10 protein-coding genes are annotated in these 15,504 nt (G+C 75.7%); 4 read left to right on the top strand and 6 right to left on the bottom strand.

What is annotated here, in order from left to right; translation table 11 throughout:
• The first annotated feature begins 25 nt into the window (after nucleotides 1-25).
• On the top strand, nucleotides 26-1,348 hold the full coding sequence (locus ACN20G_RS27175) for a sensor histidine kinase (RefSeq protein WP_424215838.1): 1,323 nt from the start codon (nucleotides 26-28) through the stop codon (nucleotides 1,346-1,348).
• A gap of 36 nt (nucleotides 1,349-1,384) precedes the next feature.
• The gene (locus ACN20G_RS27170; protein WP_424215837.1) at nucleotides 1,385-2,143 is read left to right on the top strand and encodes a response regulator; all 759 of its coding nucleotides are present in this window, start codon (nucleotides 1,385-1,387) and stop codon (nucleotides 2,141-2,143) included.
• 11 nt (nucleotides 2,144-2,154) lie between these two features.
• Here the strand turns inward: ACN20G_RS27170 and ACN20G_RS27165 are convergent, their stop codons facing one another.
• Nucleotides 2,155-2,733: a TetR/AcrR family transcriptional regulator gene (locus tag ACN20G_RS27165; RefSeq protein WP_424215836.1), complete on the bottom strand. Its 579-nt coding sequence runs from the start codon at nucleotides 2,731-2,733 to the stop codon at nucleotides 2,155-2,157.
• 92 nt (nucleotides 2,734-2,825) lie between these two features.
• Here ACN20G_RS27165 and ACN20G_RS27160 point away from each other — a divergent pair, with 92 nt between their 5' ends.
• Both ACN20G_RS27160 and ACN20G_RS27155 read left to right on the top strand, forming a co-directional pair.
• On the top strand, nucleotides 2,826-3,272 hold the full coding sequence (locus tag ACN20G_RS27160) for an anthrone oxygenase family protein (protein WP_424215835.1): 447 nt from the start codon (nucleotides 2,826-2,828) through the stop codon (nucleotides 3,270-3,272).
• A gap of 97 nt (nucleotides 3,273-3,369) precedes the next feature.
• Nucleotides 3,370-4,362 (top strand): COX15/CtaA family protein, encoded by a 993-nt coding sequence (locus ACN20G_RS27155; protein ID WP_424215834.1) that lies wholly within the window; start codon nucleotides 3,370-3,372, stop codon nucleotides 4,360-4,362.
• Between the two features lie 14 nt (nucleotides 4,363-4,376).
• Here the strand turns inward: ACN20G_RS27155 and ACN20G_RS27150 are convergent, their stop codons facing one another.
• From ACN20G_RS27150 to ACN20G_RS27130, 5 genes are all read right to left on the bottom strand, one after another.
• Nucleotides 4,377-4,736 carry a hypothetical protein gene (locus ACN20G_RS27150; protein WP_424215833.1) on the bottom strand — a complete coding sequence of 120 codons (360 nt, stop codon included), beginning with the start codon at nucleotides 4,734-4,736 and terminating at the stop codon, nucleotides 4,377-4,379.
• Nucleotides 4,737-4,854: 118 nt separating this feature from the next.
• On the bottom strand, nucleotides 4,855-5,856 hold the full coding sequence (sbnB, locus tag ACN20G_RS27145; RefSeq protein WP_424215832.1) for a 2,3-diaminopropionate biosynthesis protein SbnB: 1,002 nt from the start codon (nucleotides 5,854-5,856) through the stop codon (nucleotides 4,855-4,857).
• Nucleotides 5,857-5,900: 44 nt separating this feature from the next.
• Nucleotides 5,901-6,878 carry a 2,3-diaminopropionate biosynthesis protein SbnA gene (gene sbnA / locus ACN20G_RS27140; protein ID WP_424215831.1) on the bottom strand — a complete coding sequence of 326 codons (978 nt, stop codon included), beginning with the start codon at nucleotides 6,876-6,878 and terminating at the stop codon, nucleotides 5,901-5,903.
• Nucleotides 6,875-12,169, bottom strand: coding sequence for an amino acid adenylation domain-containing protein (locus ACN20G_RS27135; RefSeq protein WP_424215830.1), 5,295 nt, complete (start codon nucleotides 12,167-12,169; stop codon nucleotides 6,875-6,877). The genes sbnA and ACN20G_RS27135 overlap by 4 nt, the downstream gene beginning before the upstream one ends.
• Nucleotides 12,159-15,227 carry an amino acid adenylation domain-containing protein gene (locus tag ACN20G_RS27130; protein WP_424215829.1) on the bottom strand — a complete coding sequence of 1,023 codons (3,069 nt, stop codon included), beginning with the start codon at nucleotides 15,225-15,227 and terminating at the stop codon, nucleotides 12,159-12,161. The genes ACN20G_RS27135 and ACN20G_RS27130 overlap by 11 nt, the downstream gene beginning before the upstream one ends.
• Nucleotides 15,228-15,504: the final 277 nt, after the last annotated feature.

The following is a 15,504-nucleotide window of genomic DNA, read 5'->3' as shown; positions in this document are numbered from 1 at the left end:
CGTGACGAATCCGTAGAGTCGGACCGTGACCAGCAGCCCGCCGCCCCCGCCCGAGCCCCCTCCCTCCGAACCGCTCTCCGCCGACCCGCTCCCCTCCGGGCCGGTCGGCGCCGGATCCGCCGAGGCATCCGCGCCCCGAGCGCCCCGAGCGCCCCTCGGGAGCCTCGCCGTCCTCGGGCGGGTCGCGGCCGGCTGCGGGCTCGCCCTCCTCGTCCTGGCGGACCTGGCCCTGTCGGGTTCGACCGGCATCGGCCTGCTCGTCCTCGCGGCCGGCGCGGCCACGGCGCTGCTCGCCCTCGCCCCCGACGACCCCCGGTTCCGGCTGCCGTGGCGGCTCACCCCGACCCGCCGGGCCGCGACCGCCGTCGGCGTCTCCCTCGCCACGACCCTGGCCCTGTGGGCGGTCGGGGGCGCGGCGAACGGATGGGGGCTGCTGGAGTCCGCGGCGCTGCTCGCGTTGATCCTGCGCACGGCGCGACGGGCCCCGACGGGGGCGGCGGTCGGCTGGTGCCTCGCCCTCGGGGGCACGTTCCTGCTGTTCCCGTTCCGGCTGACCGATCCCGCCCTGGGCGCCGCGCCGGTCGTGCCGTTCCTGCTCGCGGCCGGCGCGGCGGCGGGCGGCGGGGCGTGGCTGCGGGACCGGGCCCGGCGCCGCGCGGCGGCGGTGGACGGGGTCCGCTCCCACGAACGCGCCCTGCTCGCCCGGGACCTGCACGACTTCGTGGCCCACCACGCCACCGGGATCGTCCTCCAGGCCCAGGCCGCCCGCCTGATCCGGGCCACGGACCCGGCCCACCCCGAACGCCTCGACCCGATCCTCGCGGACATCGAACGGGCCGGGCAGGAGACCATCGACTCGATGCGGCGCCTGGTGCGGGTGCTGCGCGAGAGCGAGGACGGCATCCTGCGGCCGGGGGACCTGGCCACCGCGCTCGGGCACCTGGCGAACGGTCACCGGCCGGGCCGGGCCCGGCTGGAGATCGAGGCCGGCGCGGCCGCCGCGCACCCGCCGCCCGAGGTCGCCACCACCGTCCACCGCATGGTGCAGGAGGCGCTGACGAACGTCCGACGACACGTGCCCGGCGCCCCCGACGTGCTCGTTCGCCTCGGCCTCGCCGAAGCGGGGCGCGCCCTCGTCGTCGAGGTGAGCAACGGGCCGGCGGACGGGACGGCCGGCCGGCGCCGGCGCGGACCGGTGGGCGGGCCCGGCGGTCTGGGCCTCGTGGGCCTGCGGGAACGGTTCGCCGCGGTGGACGGCACCCTGACCGCCGGCCCCACCGCCGCGGGCGGCTGGCAGGTCCGGGGCAGTGTCCCGCTCCCGCCTCCGCACGGGCCCGGGCCGGGCTGAACGCGCCCGCCGACCCGGGCCGGCACCATCGGGGTCATGAGCGCCACCCAGCCCCCGCCCCCGCCGCCCCCGCACGCACCCGTGTCCCCGCCCGCCGACGAGGGCGAGGGCCGCCGCATCCGCGTGCTCATCGCCGACGACCAGGACATGGTCCGCACCGGTTTCCGCCTGATCCTGGGCACCCAACCGGACATGGAGGTGGTCGCGGAGGCCGTGGACGGGGCCGACGCCGTCGCCAAGGCCCGGCGGCTGCGCCCGGACGTGTGCCTCGTGGACGTCCGGATGCCGGCCCTCGACGGACTCGACGTCACCCGGCTGCTCGCCGGGCCCGGTGTGGTCGACCCGCTGCGCGTGGTGGTCGTGACCACCTTCGACCAGGACGACTACCTGCACGGGGCGCTCCGCAACGGCGCCACCGGCTTCCTGCTGAAGGACGCCGGCCCGACCCTCCTCATCGAAGCGGTCCGGGCCGCCGCCCGGGGGGACGCCCTGGTCTCGCCCGCCGTCACCCTCCGCCTGCTGGAACGCCTCGGCGCCGGCCCCGGCGCCGGCCCGCTCCCCACCGGCGCCGGCCCGGAACCCGCGGGCGTTCGGCCGGTCTCGGAACGCGAGTTGGAGGTGGTCCGGCTCGTCGCCCGGGGCCGCACCAACCAGGAGATCGCCGACGAACTCTTCATCGCCCCCTCCACGGTCAAGACCCACCTCATCTCGATCCAGGGGAAACTCGGCGTCCGCAACCGGGTGGAGATCGCCGCCTGGGCCTGGGAACACGGCGCGATGACCCCCAGGCCCTGATCCCGCCCGGGTCAGAGCACGGCGAGGCGGGTGACGAGCAGGTCCACCCTGCTCGCGGCGTCCTCCGGCAGCAGGCGGCCCGCCCGGGTCAGGGTCGCGAGGCCGTGCAGGGAGGCCCAGAACACCTCCGTGAACAGGCCCGGGGGGACGCCGTCCCCGGCCGCCTCCGCGAGGTTCTCCAGCAGCGCGGCGAAGGCGTCCTTCAGCTGCTCGGGGGTGTCCTCCCGGGCGTAGGGCAGGCCCCCGTCGAGGGTGAAGAGGGCGTCGTAGACCGCCGGGTTGCGCTCGGCGAAGTCGAGGTAGGCCCGGGCGAGGGCGCGGACGCGCCGGTCTGGACCGGTCGCGGAGGCGGTCGCGGCGCGCAGCGCGGCGGCCATCTCGGCGGCGCCCTGGAGGGCGACGGCGCCGATGATCTCGCGCTTGCCCCGGAAGTGGCTGTAGAGGACGGGTTGGCTGTACTCGATGCGTTCGGCGAGCCGGCGGGTGGTGACCGCGTCCCAGCCCTGTCGTTCGGCGAGTTCGCGGGCCGTCGTGACGATGAGCCGTTCGCGCTCCGCCCGCTCGCGCCGCTTGCGTTCCTGTACTGACATGCATCGGATCCTAGCACTGCTAGACAAACGAGTGTCGGTAGGTCTAGCGTTGTGCACATCAGCTAGCAACGCTAGATCCCGGGAGGGGCAGCATGCTCGACGCACTTGAGGTCGTCACCACCGTGCTCGTCGGCCTGATGGTGGGCGTGGAACTCTCCGTCGCCTTCGTCATGAACCCGATCTTCGCCGCCCTCCCGGAGGACAGCGGCCAGATGGCCCGCTCCCACGGCGGCCGGATGCTCGGCGCCGTGATGCCGGTCTGGTACATCGGCTCGCTCGTCCTCGCCGCCCTCTGGGTGGTCACGGGTTGGGGGCAGGGCGGGACGGGACTGGTCGTCACCGCCGCCGCGCTGCTGATCGTCAGTGTGATCATGTCGATCCTGCTGCTCGTCCCGATCAACAACCGCGGCAAGACCTGGACCCCCGAGAACCGGCCCGCGGACTGGAAGGAGCAGATGGCCCGCTGGGACCGCTTCCACTATCTCCGCGTCGCCGTCATCGTCGCCGCCTTCACCCTGCTCGTCTGCGCCCTGGTCTGACCCGGACGCCCCCCGGCGCCGGCGGGGCGCGCGGCGCGGCGTACCCTGAGGGCTCGCAACAGGCCGTGGGCGAAAGCGACTTGACGGAAGGCTGATCGTGCGCACTCCTCTCTCCCTGCTCGCCGACCGGTACGCGCTCGGTCGGCGGAGCGTCCGGGCGGCGGCCCTGGGCTCGGTCGTGGCGAGCATCGCGATCATCGTCACCGGCGGGGTCGTCCGCGTCACCGGATCCGGCCTGGGCTGCACCGACTGGCCCCTGTGCACGGACGAGACCCTGGCGCCCACGGCGGAGATGGGGATGCACGGCGTCATCGAGTTCGGCAACCGGCTCCTGACCGGCCTGCTGTGCGCGGTGGTGGGGTGGGTGATCGTGACCGCGCGCCTCCAGGCGAAGCCCCTGCCCGCCGCCCTGCGTGGGGGGTGGGCCCAGTTCTGGATCGTGGTGCTCAACGCGATCGTCGGCGGGGTGACCGTGTGGATGCGGTTGAGCCCGTACATCGTCGCCGCCCACTTCCTCGCGGCCACGCTGCTGCTCACCGCCGCCGTGTACACCTGGCACGCGACCACCGCCGGCGCCGAGGACGCGGCGGACCGACCGGCCGCGCCGGAACCGGGGGGCGCCGGGCGGATCCGGGCCCTGTCGACGGCGCTGGTCGGCGTGACGGCGGCGCTGGTGCTCGTGGGCACCCTGGCCACCGGCTCCGGGCCGCACGCGGGCGACTCCTCCGACGTGCCGCGGATGCCCTTCGACTGGACCGTCGTCACCGTGACGCACGGGGTGCTCGCGGCCGCGGTCCTGGTGTTGGCGGGAATCCTGTTCGCCGTCCTGCCCCGGCACGGATTCGGCGCGGCGCGCGGCCGGACCCTAGCCCTCGTGGCCGTGCTGCTCGGGCAGGGGCTGGTGGGGTTGGCGCAGTCCGTGACGGCCCTGCCCGCGCCGCTGGTGACGCTCCACCTGCTGGGCTCGGCCCTCGTGTGGGTCGGGGTGCTCCGGGTGCACCTCACGATCCGGGAGCTCCACGCCGCCCCCACGCGCGCGCCGCATGGCACGCCGCAACCCCGCTCCCGGGACGCCGCGATCCCCGCCTGACGCGGGGAAGCCGGTCACAGCAGCGTGGCGAGGGGCGGTGTGACGAGGTGGCCGGCGCGGTGGTGCCGGTCGCGCAGGCGCGCGAACGCGCGGGCGGGTTCCCCGGCCCCGGACTCCCCGGCCCCCGCCCGACAGGTCCGGCAGTCGGGGCGGGGGGCCGGGATCGTGTCCGGATGGGCGTCGATCACGTGCAGGACCAGGTCGGTGTGGGTCCGCAACAGGGCCTGCGCGAACTCCCCGGCGCGCGTCGCCGTCGCGCCCGCCGCCCGCAGGCGGTCCCCGCTCGCGGCGTAGGCCGCCGCGAAACGCTCGCAGTCGGCGCACCCGAGGGCCGGGGCGGGGGTGTCGGAAGGGGTGGGACGGGTCCGGGGCACGGGAGGACTTTCGACGGCGGGAACGGGCAACACCCCCCGGTGTACCAAAGTGAGACCACATGGGGCTCGGTCGTTCGGCCGACCCCGCCGGCCGAACGACCCACGACGCCCGCCCCGACTACCAGCGGGTGGGCTCGCCGATGAACGACGGGATCTCCACGGTCCCGCCCCGGGCGCGGGCCGCGCCCAGCACGTGCCGGCCGACGGCGAGGTCGAGGATGCCCAGGCCGAACGGGGAGAAGACGGTGGCGCGCCCCGGATCCAGGGAGACCTTCCCCCGCAGGACCGCCCCCAACGTGCCGTCCACGAACTCCCGGTTGCCCGTCAACTGTTCGGTCAGGTGCGGGGAGGTGTTCGCCTTCATGCAGTGCTCCACGTCGTCCACCACGTTGTTGGCCCGCAGCAGCAGCTCCGGCGGCAGATCGCGCAACGACACGTTCAACAGCAGCTGACCGGGCCGCAGGGCCGTGTCCGCGGGCACGTACGGTTCGGCGGCGGTGGTCGCGAAGACCACCAGGTCACGGGAGAGCGCCTCGTCCAGGCCGCCGACGGCCGCCGGCAGCCCGCGGCGGACCCGCGCGTGCTCCGCGAGCCGCGCGGCGCTCGCCTCGTCACGGTCGTGGACCAGGACGTCCGCGCACGGGACGCCCCGCACCGCCAGGTAGTCGAGGATCGTCCGCGCGATCACGCCCGCCCCGATGAACGACACCCGCACCGGCCCCGTGCCCGGCAGCAGCGCCCCGGCCGCCACCGCCGCCGAGGCCGCCGTCCGCGCCGCGCTGATCCCGGCGGCCTCCAGACACGCCAACGGACGCCCCGTGACGTAGTCGTTCAGCAGGAGCACCGCCGAGGCGCGCGGGATGTCGTGCTCCAGGTTGCCCGGGAAACTGGCGATCCACTTGATGCCCACGGTGTCCTCCGCCCCGCCGAGATAGGCGGGCAGGGCGATGACCCGGGCGTCCGGCTTCTCGGGGAACCGCAGGAAATGGCTGTCGGGATTGACCGACAGCCCCTCCTCGTGCGCCACGTACGTCTCGGCGACGAGCTCCAGGATCCGGGGCATCGAGTCGGCCAGGACGGCGGACACCTCGTGGCCCGGGACCACGGCGAAATCGGTCATGCGGAACGCTCCTGTCGATGGTGCGGAAGAACGGGGGACCGGACTCACGAGAGGACCCCCCAAGAAGTGGGATCGGGCTCCGGCTGCTCGCTGTAGCGCTCCGAGACCCAGGCGTCCGAATAGACGGTGTCGAGGTACTTGTCCCCGAGGTCCGCGGAGATCGCGGCCACCCGCGCCCCCGGCGGCAGGGACGGCCCCAACCGGCGCACGGCGGCCAGGACCGTGCCCGTGGACCCGCCGCACAACAGCCCGTAGCGGCCCGCGAGCATGCGGCACGCCGCGATGGTGTCCGGCTCCTCGATCAGGACCTTCTCGAAGGTCCCGGTGTCGCGGTAGATCTCCGGCCGCCGACTCGCCCCCAGACCCGGGACGTGCCGGGGGGCGGGCCGGCCGAAGGTCACCGAACCCACGCTGTCCACGGCGACGACCCGGGTGCGGGGACTGTGCCGCGCGAAGTACTCCACGCACCCCATCAGGGTCCCCGTGGTCCCCGCGCCGACGAACAGCGCGTCGACCCGCCCCAGACCCTCGTGGACGGCCCGCGCGGTGCGGTCCCGATGGACCCCGGGACCGGCGGGATTGGCGTACTGGTTGAGCCAGACCAGCCCCGGCTGCGCGGCCAACCGCTCCTGGATGTGGTTGATCCGGGTCTGGAGGTAGCCGCCGTTGGGATCGCGCCCCAGCACCTCCACGACCTCCGCCCCCAGGCTCCGCATCGCCCGGACCGACTGCCGCGTCGCGTTCGGGTCGGTGACCACCGTCAGCGGGTGGCCCGTGTTCGCGCACACCGTGGCCAGCGCGATCCCCAGGTTCCCGGAGGAGGACTCGATCACCGGCGCGCCCGCCGGCAGCGCGCCACTGCGCTCGGCGTCCTCGACCAGGGCCAGCGCGGTCTTGAGCTTGATGGACCCGGCCGGATTCAGCCCTTCCAGCTTCAGGAACACCCGCGCGTGCTCCAGCAGGTCCGGCAGGTGCAGGAAGACGTCGTCCAGGACGATGTCCGAGGCCCGTTCGTAGATCACCGCCGACTCCCGCCCAGGTGCTTGTCGATCACGGCGGCGACCTGCGCCAACGGTCGGGGATCGGCCATCTCCAGGTGCGAGCAGTCCACCGCGTGGCGTTCGATCGCCCCGCCGACGTACGGCACCCACCGGTCGGCCAGGCCCGCCGCCCCCGGCTCCCGTCCCGCCGTGAAGAACACCATGTCCCCGTCGAAGGCCGCCGCCGGCGGCCGCGACCCGATGCCGGCCTCGTTGCGGTACACCGCGTGCAACGCGGCCAGCGTCCTGGCGTCCAGGTCGATCAGCGCCGAGCCCCCGGACCCGTGCCCGGACCCCTCACGACCCCGATCCAACGCGGCCCGCAGCACCTCCGGGGTCAGGGGTGCCGAGACCGGCAGGGACGCACGGTCCACGCCCAGTTCGTGCACGAGGTAGGAGAGGAACTCCTCCGCGCCCGCGGGGGTGTCCTCGTCCGCCTCGGGCCGCGCGTCCAGGACGGCGAGCAGCGCCACCTCCTCGCCCAGCCCGCGCAGGCGCACGGCGACCTCGTGGGCGATCCGCCCGCCCCAGGACCAGCCCAACAGGTGGTACGGGCCGTGCGGACGGACCGCGCGGATCCGCGCCACGTAATCGGCCGCCATCTCCGCGAGATCGGCCGGAGCGCGGTCGGGACGGGTGATCGCCACCGCTTGCAGCCCGTACACCGGGATCTCGGGGTGCAGGAGACCGACGAGCCGGGCGTACGGCCAGGCGAGCCCGCCGGCCGGATGGACGCAGAACAACGGCGGCCGGGAACCGGCGGCGCGCAGGGTCAACAGGGGGCCGAGCCCGGCCTCCGCGTTGTCCGCGTCGACCCGGACGGCGAGCGCGCCCGGAGTGGGGGCCTCGAACACGGCACGGACGGGCAGCTCCACGTCCAGGACCGCGCGGATCCGGGAGACGAGCCGGATCGCCAGCAGCGAATTGCCACCGCGCTCGAAGAACCCCTCGTCCACCCCCACCCGGTCCACCCCGAGGACCTCCGCGAACAGCCGACACACCGCGGCCTCACGGGGGGTGCGGGGCCCGCGTCCGCTCGACCCGGCCGCGCCCGCGTCCTCCGGGGCCGGCAACGCCCCGCGGTCCACCTTCCCGTTGGGGGTCAACGGCAGCTCGTCCAGGACGACGACGGCGGCCGGCACCAGGTGCTCGGGCAGGGCCCGCGCCACGTGCCGGCGCACCGAGGCGGCCAGCGCACCGGTGCGGCCCGCCCGCCCCGGGTCGTTGACCCACGCCGACGGCGACCGCGACGGACCGGCCGCCAGGTACACCTCGTCGAGGACCGGCCCGCCGGCGCCCGGATCGCCGGGCGGCAGGACCACCGCCTCGAACCGGTCGGCCGGCCCGTCCGCGGCCCACGTGGCGTGCAGGGTGTGACCGGTGTCCCAGGCCCACGCGTACAGGTCCTCGGGATCGACGGCGTCCGCGGGCACCTCGGCCGCCAGGGCACGCACCCGGTCCGGCGCCGCGCCGGCCGCCAGGGCCTCGGCCGCGGCGACCTCACCGGCCGTGCGGGCGTTGCGGATGCCGGTGACGCGCACCGGGCCGCCGCCCTGCCCGTCGAGAAGGGCGGTGAGCACCGGACCCACCCCGGCCTCGCCCACCGGGCCGGCCGGCCAGGCCACCCGGGCCGGGGCGCGCAAGGAGCGGGCCGCGACCGGCGCCTTGTGGAGGACCACCTCGTACCGGTGGCGCGTCAGCTCGTTGTGGGCCCGACCGCGTTTCAACCGGATGTCGACGGCCGCGATCCGCCCGCCGCTCTCGGCCGCGAGGGCGGTGAAGAACTCGGGATCCACCACGAGTTCCCGCTCCAGCAGCACGGCCCGCTCCACCGAGGCCGCGGACAACGGGGAACCGGCGCGCCCCGCCTGGAGGGCGGTGTGGAAGGCCCGCAGGGTCCTGGCCCGCCGCACGTCGCCCACCAGGATCCGACCGCCGGGCACGAGCAGGTCCAGGGCCCCCTCCAACACCCGGCGCAGGTAGTCGCCGTCGGGGAAGTACTGGCTGACGGAGTTCACCACGACCGTGTCGTAGTGCCCCCGGGGCAGCCCCTCCAACTCGTGCGCCGGGCGCGCCCACAGCGAGGACCGCTCCGTGAGCCCCTCACGGTCCAGATGCGCGCGCAGCAGCCGCACGGCGGTGGGGGAGAGGTCGATGCCGGAGTACTCGGCCACCGAGTCCACCACGCCCGCCAGCAGCAGGCCCGAACCCACCCCGATCTCCAGGACCCGTTCGGGCCCGGTGTCGAGGATCCGCCGCACCGCCGCCGCGCGCCAGTCCCGCATCTCGGGCAGCGGGATCGGTCCGCCGGTGTAGCTGGAGTCCCAGCCCCCGAAGTCCTCGCCGAAGGGCACGTCCCGCGATGCCTCCGGGTCGATGGCCTCGTGCACCTCCAACCACTCGGCGAGTTGCCGCCGCGTCCCCTCGGACGCGTCCCCGGCCCGGTGCTCCGGGGCGTCTCCGACCGGCACCTCCTCGACGCCGGCGTCCCGGGCGGGGACCACGTACGCCACCAGCCGGGTGCCCCCGGGCCCGTCGTCGCGGGCCACGACCACGCCGCGCGCGACCCCGGGGTGGCCGGACACGGCCGCCTCGACCTCCCCGGGCTCGACCCGGAAGCCCCGGACCTGCACCTGCTCGTCCGTGCGCCCCAGGTACTCCAGGGAGCCGTCGGCCGTCCACCGCACGAGGTCCCCGGTGCGGTACATGCGCTCGCCCGGCGCGCCGAAGGGACAGGGCACGAACCGGTCCGCGGTCAGCCCGGGCCGCCCCGGGTAGCCTCGGGCCAGTCCGGCCCCGGACAGGTACAGCTCACCGGGGACGCCGTACGGGGCCGGCGCCAGGTCCCGGTCCAGGACGTGCGCCCGGGTGTTCGCCAGCGGCCGGCCGATGATCTGCCGGACCGGGCCCCCGTCGGGGTCCTCGTGCCCGGTGAGCCGGTGCGCGGTCGCGTCCACCGTGTACTCGGTGGGGCCGTAGAAGTCGTGGACGGAGGGGCCGCCGGAGCGCGCCATCGCGCGCAGGGCCCGCAGGAAGCCGTCCGACACGGCCTCGCCGCCGACCACCAGGACCCCGGGGGAGTGCCCCTCGGGCCCCCACAGGCCGGCGTCGAGGAGCAGCTCCCCGAACGAGGGGGTGACGTCGACGACGTCGACGCGTTCGGCCCGGACGAACCGGGCGAAGGCCGCCGGATCGTGCCGGGCCTCCTCGTCCACCAGGTGCAGCTCGTGCCCGTCAAGCATCCACAGCAGCCCGGCCACCGACGCGTCGAAGGAGACGGACGCCGCCAGGGCCACGCGCAACCGTTCCCGGCCCGCGCGGGCCGCCTCGGGACGGTAGAGGGACTCGCGGTGGTCGTGGAACAGGTTGACCAGCGCCCGGTGCGGGACCCCGACCCCCTTGGGCAGGCCGGTCGAACCCGAGGTGTACACCAGGTAGGCCAGATCCTCCGGGCCCGGCCCGGGGAACCCCACCGGCCCCTCGCCCTCCGTGCCGGCCAGGGCGGCCACCGACTCGGGGGCCCCGAGGTCCAGGGTCACGGTGCCCGGGGGCAGGCTCCGGTCGGTGCCGTCGGCGGTGAGCACGAGCACGGGGTCCGCGTCACGGGTCAGGTGCGCGACGCGTTCGGCCGGGTACGTCGGGTCGATGGGGACCCAGGCCGCCCCCGTGCGCGCCACCGCGAACAGGGCGGTGACCAGGTCGGGGGTGCGGGGCAGGGCGACCCCGACGGTCCGGTCGGGGCCCGCGCCGTGCCGCAGGAGCAGCCCGGCCAGCCGCTCGGAGCGGCTCAGCAGCGTGCCGAAGTCCAGCCGCCGGCCCGCCGCGACCACGGCCGTGTGCCCCGGGGTCTCGGCGGCGCGGGCCGCGAGGAGCCCGGTGAGGGTCCCCTCGGGGAAGGCGCGCACGGGGCCGGCCGCCACCTCGGCCAGGCGACGGTTCTCGTCCGGCCCGAGCACGTCGATCGCGGAGAGCGGACGGGTCGGGTCCTCGGCCACCGCCTCCGCGGTCCGCACCAGCCAGGACAGCAGCCGCTCGGCGCGCTTCCGGTCCACGACGTCCGCCTGGTGGTCCAGGCGCAGGGTCAACCGGTCCCCGGGGAACACGGTCAGGCCCAAGGGGTAGTGGGTCGCGTCGACGCTGTACGCCTCGGTGACCCGCGGCCGGTCCTGTGAACCGGTCCCGGGGTCGGGATCGGGCGAGGTCGGGTAGTTCTGGAACACCATCAGGGTGTCGAAGAGGGTGCCGACCCCGGCCTCCTCCTGGATCTCCGTCAGACCCAGGTTCTGATGCGGCAGCAGCCGGCCCTGCTCGCGTTGGAGCCCGGACAGCAGATCGACCAGGGACAGCTCGGGCCGGACCCGGAGCCGGGCCGGAAGGGTGTTGATCAGCAGCCCGACCATCCGTTCCACACCGGGGACGTCGGCGGGCCGTCCGGACACCGTCACCCCGAACACGAGGTCGCGGACGCCGGTCAGCCGGCTCAACGCGACGGCCCACGCGCCCTGGACCACCGTGTTCAGCGTCAGGCCGTGCTCCCGGGCCCGCCGCACGAGCCGCGCGGTGTCCTCCGGGCCGAGGGAGTGTTCGAGGGTGTCGGGCAGCGGGGGCGTCCGGTCGGGGTCCGGGGGGACCACGAGGGTTCCGGCGTCGAGACCGGCCAGGGCCTCCCGCCACGCGGCCCGGGCGCCGGCCCGGTCCGCGGAGGCGACGCGCGCCAGGTAGTCCTTGTAGGGGGCGACCGGGGCCAGGCCGGTCGGGTCGCCGCCCCGGTGGTACAGCGTGGTGAGTTCGTCGATCAGCAGCGGTATCGACCAGCCGTCGAGGACGATGTGGTGGTGGGTCATCACCAGGCGCCAGGCCCGTTCGGCCCGCCGGATCAGCAGGAAACGGATCAACGGGGGCCGGGCGAGGTCGAAGCGGGTGACGCGGTCCTCCTCCATCAGCCGGGTGATCTCGGCCTCGCGCCGCTCCTCGGACAGCTCGCGCAGGTCGTGCTCGCGCAGCAGCACCGGCACCCGGTCGGGGACCAGCTGCACCGGCTCCCCGCCCCGGGCCCGGGTGCGGAAACAGGCCCGGAGGTTGGGGTGCCGGGCGAGCAGGGCGTCGACGGCGGCGCGCAGCAGGTCCGGGTCGACGGGACCGGTCAGCTCGATCACCATCTGCGGCATGTAGACGTCGACGGTCCGCTCGTCGTAGAGGGAGTGGAAGAGCATGCCCTCCTGGAGGGGGGACAGCGGCAGGATGTCGGTCAACACGGTGCGGTCAGAAGTCATGGGTCCACTCGTTCGCGAGGTCGTCGATGTCGTCCTGGCTCAGGGCGAGCAGCGTGATGTCGGAGGGGGTGGGGCCGCCGCTGCCGGGGCGCGCGGCGTGCGCGACGAGGCCGCGCAGCATCCGCAGCCAGCCCTCGGCCAGCTCGCGCACGGACTCCTCGGTCGGGTCGCCGATCCAGGTCCACACCGCGTCCAGTCCGGGCCGCTCCGGGGTCCCGGAGGCCGTGGTGGTGAGGGCGATCGCGCAGCCGGCGGGGTGCGGGCCCGGCCGCGTACGGGTCGCCGCGGCGACCCACGGGTCCTGCCCGGGGCGTCCTTGGTGGGCGTACCCGACACGGTTTCCGATCGGGCCTTGCGTGCTCGTGGTGTCGGGGGCCGGGTCGCCGCCGGCGAGCAGTCGTTCCTTGACGCTCTTGAGGAGGTCGCCGGCGGCGGGGCCGCCCGCCTCTACTCCGGCCCGGGTCTCGGGGTCCGCGACGAGGCGCAGCCGGAGCGCGCGGGCGAGGGGGCCCACGGTCCGATCGAGGCGGGCGCCGCCGGGCGGGGGGCGGCGGCCGTCGTCGACGACCAGCAGGTCGACGGGATCGGCGCGGTGGGCGCCGGGGCGGTCGCGGTGGTCGCGGTGGTCCGCGACGGCGAGGGCGAGGGCGGTCAGCGGCGCGTCGGCCGGGCCGGTGCGGAACGCGGCCGGCACGGCGTCGAGGAGCGGCCCGGCCAACTCGGCGGGCAGGGTCTGGACGAACCACCCCGTGACCTCCTCGACCGGAGCGGGCGGCACGGCGGCGGGCACGCCGTGACCGGCGTCGGCCGTGTGCCGGAGCCAGTCCGCCCACGGCACCTCGACGGGGGCCAAGGCGACCGGCAGCCCGGCCGACCGGGCCCGCCACGCGGCGCCGAGGTCGGCCACCAGGACGTGCAGCGCGGTGGTGTCCACGAGGTCGGCGTCGACGGACACCAGCAGTCGACGCACGGCGGAGCCGTCGGCCGCGCAGGCCACCGCGAGGGGCGGCGGGTCGAGGGGCCGTCCGAGGGCCGCGAGCAGTTCGGCGTCCGAGGTCTCCGGGGGCAGCACGAGGACCGGGGGCGGCGCGGTCGCAAGGTCCGCAGGCCGCGTGATCCGGCCGCCGCCGTCCGCCGTCCGGACCAGGCGGAGCACCTGGTGGTGGGCGGTCAGATCCGCCGTCGCCGCCGCGAGGTGGGCGACCGGCAGCGGGTCCGGGGGCGTGAGCAGGACCCGCCGCCGCGCGCCGCCCGGTGAGCGCGCGGGCAACGGCCCGGGCGGCAGCGCCCCCGCCTCCTCGGAGCTCCCGGCGCTCTCCGGGGCCGTGCGCAGGAGGACGGGCGCCAGGGCGGAGGGCCGCTGGTGCTCGAAGACCTGCGCGGGTTCGAGGACCCAGCCCCGCTCGTGCGCGGCGGCGGCGAGCCGGATGGCGCTCACGCTGTCGCCCCCGAGGTCGAAGAAGCCGTCGTCGACCCCGACCCGGCCCACCCCGAGGACCTCGCGGAACAACCCCGCCACCAGCGATTCCCGGGGATCCCCGAATTCCCGCCCGGTGGGCGCGGAGCGCTCCGGGGGAGCGGGGAGGGCCTTGCGGTCGATCTTTCCGTTGGAGGTCAGCGGCAGGGCGGGCAGGAGGACCACGGCCGAGGGCACGAAGTGCTCGGGCAGCGCCGTGCCGACGTGCCGGCGCAGCGCGGCGGCGTCCGGCGCGGCGCCGGGCGTCGGGACCACGTGCGCCACCAGCCGCTTGTGGCCGGGCACGTCCTCGCGGGCGGTGACCACCGCCTCGACCACCTCCGGGTGCCGCCGCAGCACCGCCTCGACCTCGGCGGGTTCGACGCGGAAACCGCGGACCTTGACCTGCTCGTCCACCCGCCCGACGAACACCAGGTCCCCGTCCGGCAGCCGTCGCACCAGGTCGCCCGTCCGGTACATGCGCTCGCCCGGGGCCCCGAACGGGCAGGGCGGGAAGCGGTCGGCCGTCAGCCCGGGGCGGCCCAGGTAGCCGCGGGCCAGTCCGGGCCCGGCGAGGAACAACTCGCCCTCGACGCCGGCCGGCACCTCGCGCATGTCCTCGTCCAGGACGTGCGCGCGGGTGCCGAGGACGGGCCGGCCGATCGGGGGCACGCCGGCGCCGCCCGCGGTCACCTCCGCGGCGAGGGAGTCGACGGTGGTCTCGGTGGGGCCGTAGGCGTTGACCATGAGCCGGCCGGGGGCCCACCGGTCCACGAGTTCCGTCGTGAGCACGTCGCCCGCGGTGGCCAGGGACCGCAGGGTCGGCAGTTCCAGCGGGGGCAGCGCCGCCAGGACCTGCGGCGGGATGGTCATGTGGGTGGCCGAGGTCCGGGCGACGAGTTCGGCGAGTTGCCGGCCGGAGAGGCAGTCGCGGGGGCGCACGACGAGCGCGGCCCCGGAGCCCACCGCCATGACCAGGTCGCCGACGGAGCAGTCGAAGGAGAAGGAGGCGAACTGGAGCACCGCGTCACCGGCCCGGATGCCGAACCGGCCGATGTGGTCCGCGGCCAGGCTGCCCAGGCCCCGGTGCGTCATCACCACGCCCTTGGGGCGCCCGGTGGAGCCGGAGGTGAAGATGACGTAGGCCGGGTGGTCGGGCTCCAGCGGCCCGCGCCGTTCCCCGTCGGTGACGTCGTGCGCGGGCGCCGCGGCCTCCTCGGCGACCGCCCCGGGGGCGTCGAGGTCGACGACCCGGGTGCCGTCCGGGACGCGGGCGCCGGGGACGAGCGCGTCGAGGTCGCCCGCGGTCAGCAGCAGGAGGGGGCGCGCGGTGTCGAGCACGTCGTTGACGCGCGCGGCGGGGTACTCGGTGTCGACGGGGATCCAGGCGGCCCCGGCCTTGACCACCGCGAGCAGCGTGGTCACGGTCCGGGCGGACCGGGGCAGGAGCAGGGCCACGAGGTGCTCGGGGCCGGCGCCGAGGGCGATGAGACGGCGCGCCAACCGGTTGGCGCGGAAGTTGAGTTCACGGTAGGTGAGCGAGTGCTCGGCGTGGACGACGGCGGTGTGGTCCGGGGTGCGGGCCACCTGCTCCTCGAACATGCGGGGCAGGGTCACCACCGGGCCGGAACTTCCGATTTCGGACCGCACCGTCGGATTTTCCCGAGCGGCGGTCGGGTGCGAGGTCATGCGGAATTCCCCCGTGTTGCGGCGAACGGATTCCGGAACGCGGAATTCGCTCATATCGTTGTGTGGGAGGCGTGAGGAAATGGTGGAGCAGGGTCGGCGGGAAATCTCGGGCGCACCGAAGGGAGGAACCGCCGTCGGCGGCGGGCCGGCGGCATTTCCTCGGGGCTGCGGTGGGTGGGGCCGGATTCTC

It is taken from the genome of Streptomyces dryopteridis, assembly GCF_049606955.1.
Classification (GTDB): Bacteria; Actinomycetota; Actinomycetes; order Streptomycetales; family Streptomycetaceae; genus Streptomyces.
Note: the sequence above shows the minus strand (reverse complement) of the source record. Positions and strands in the feature narration are given on the sequence as shown.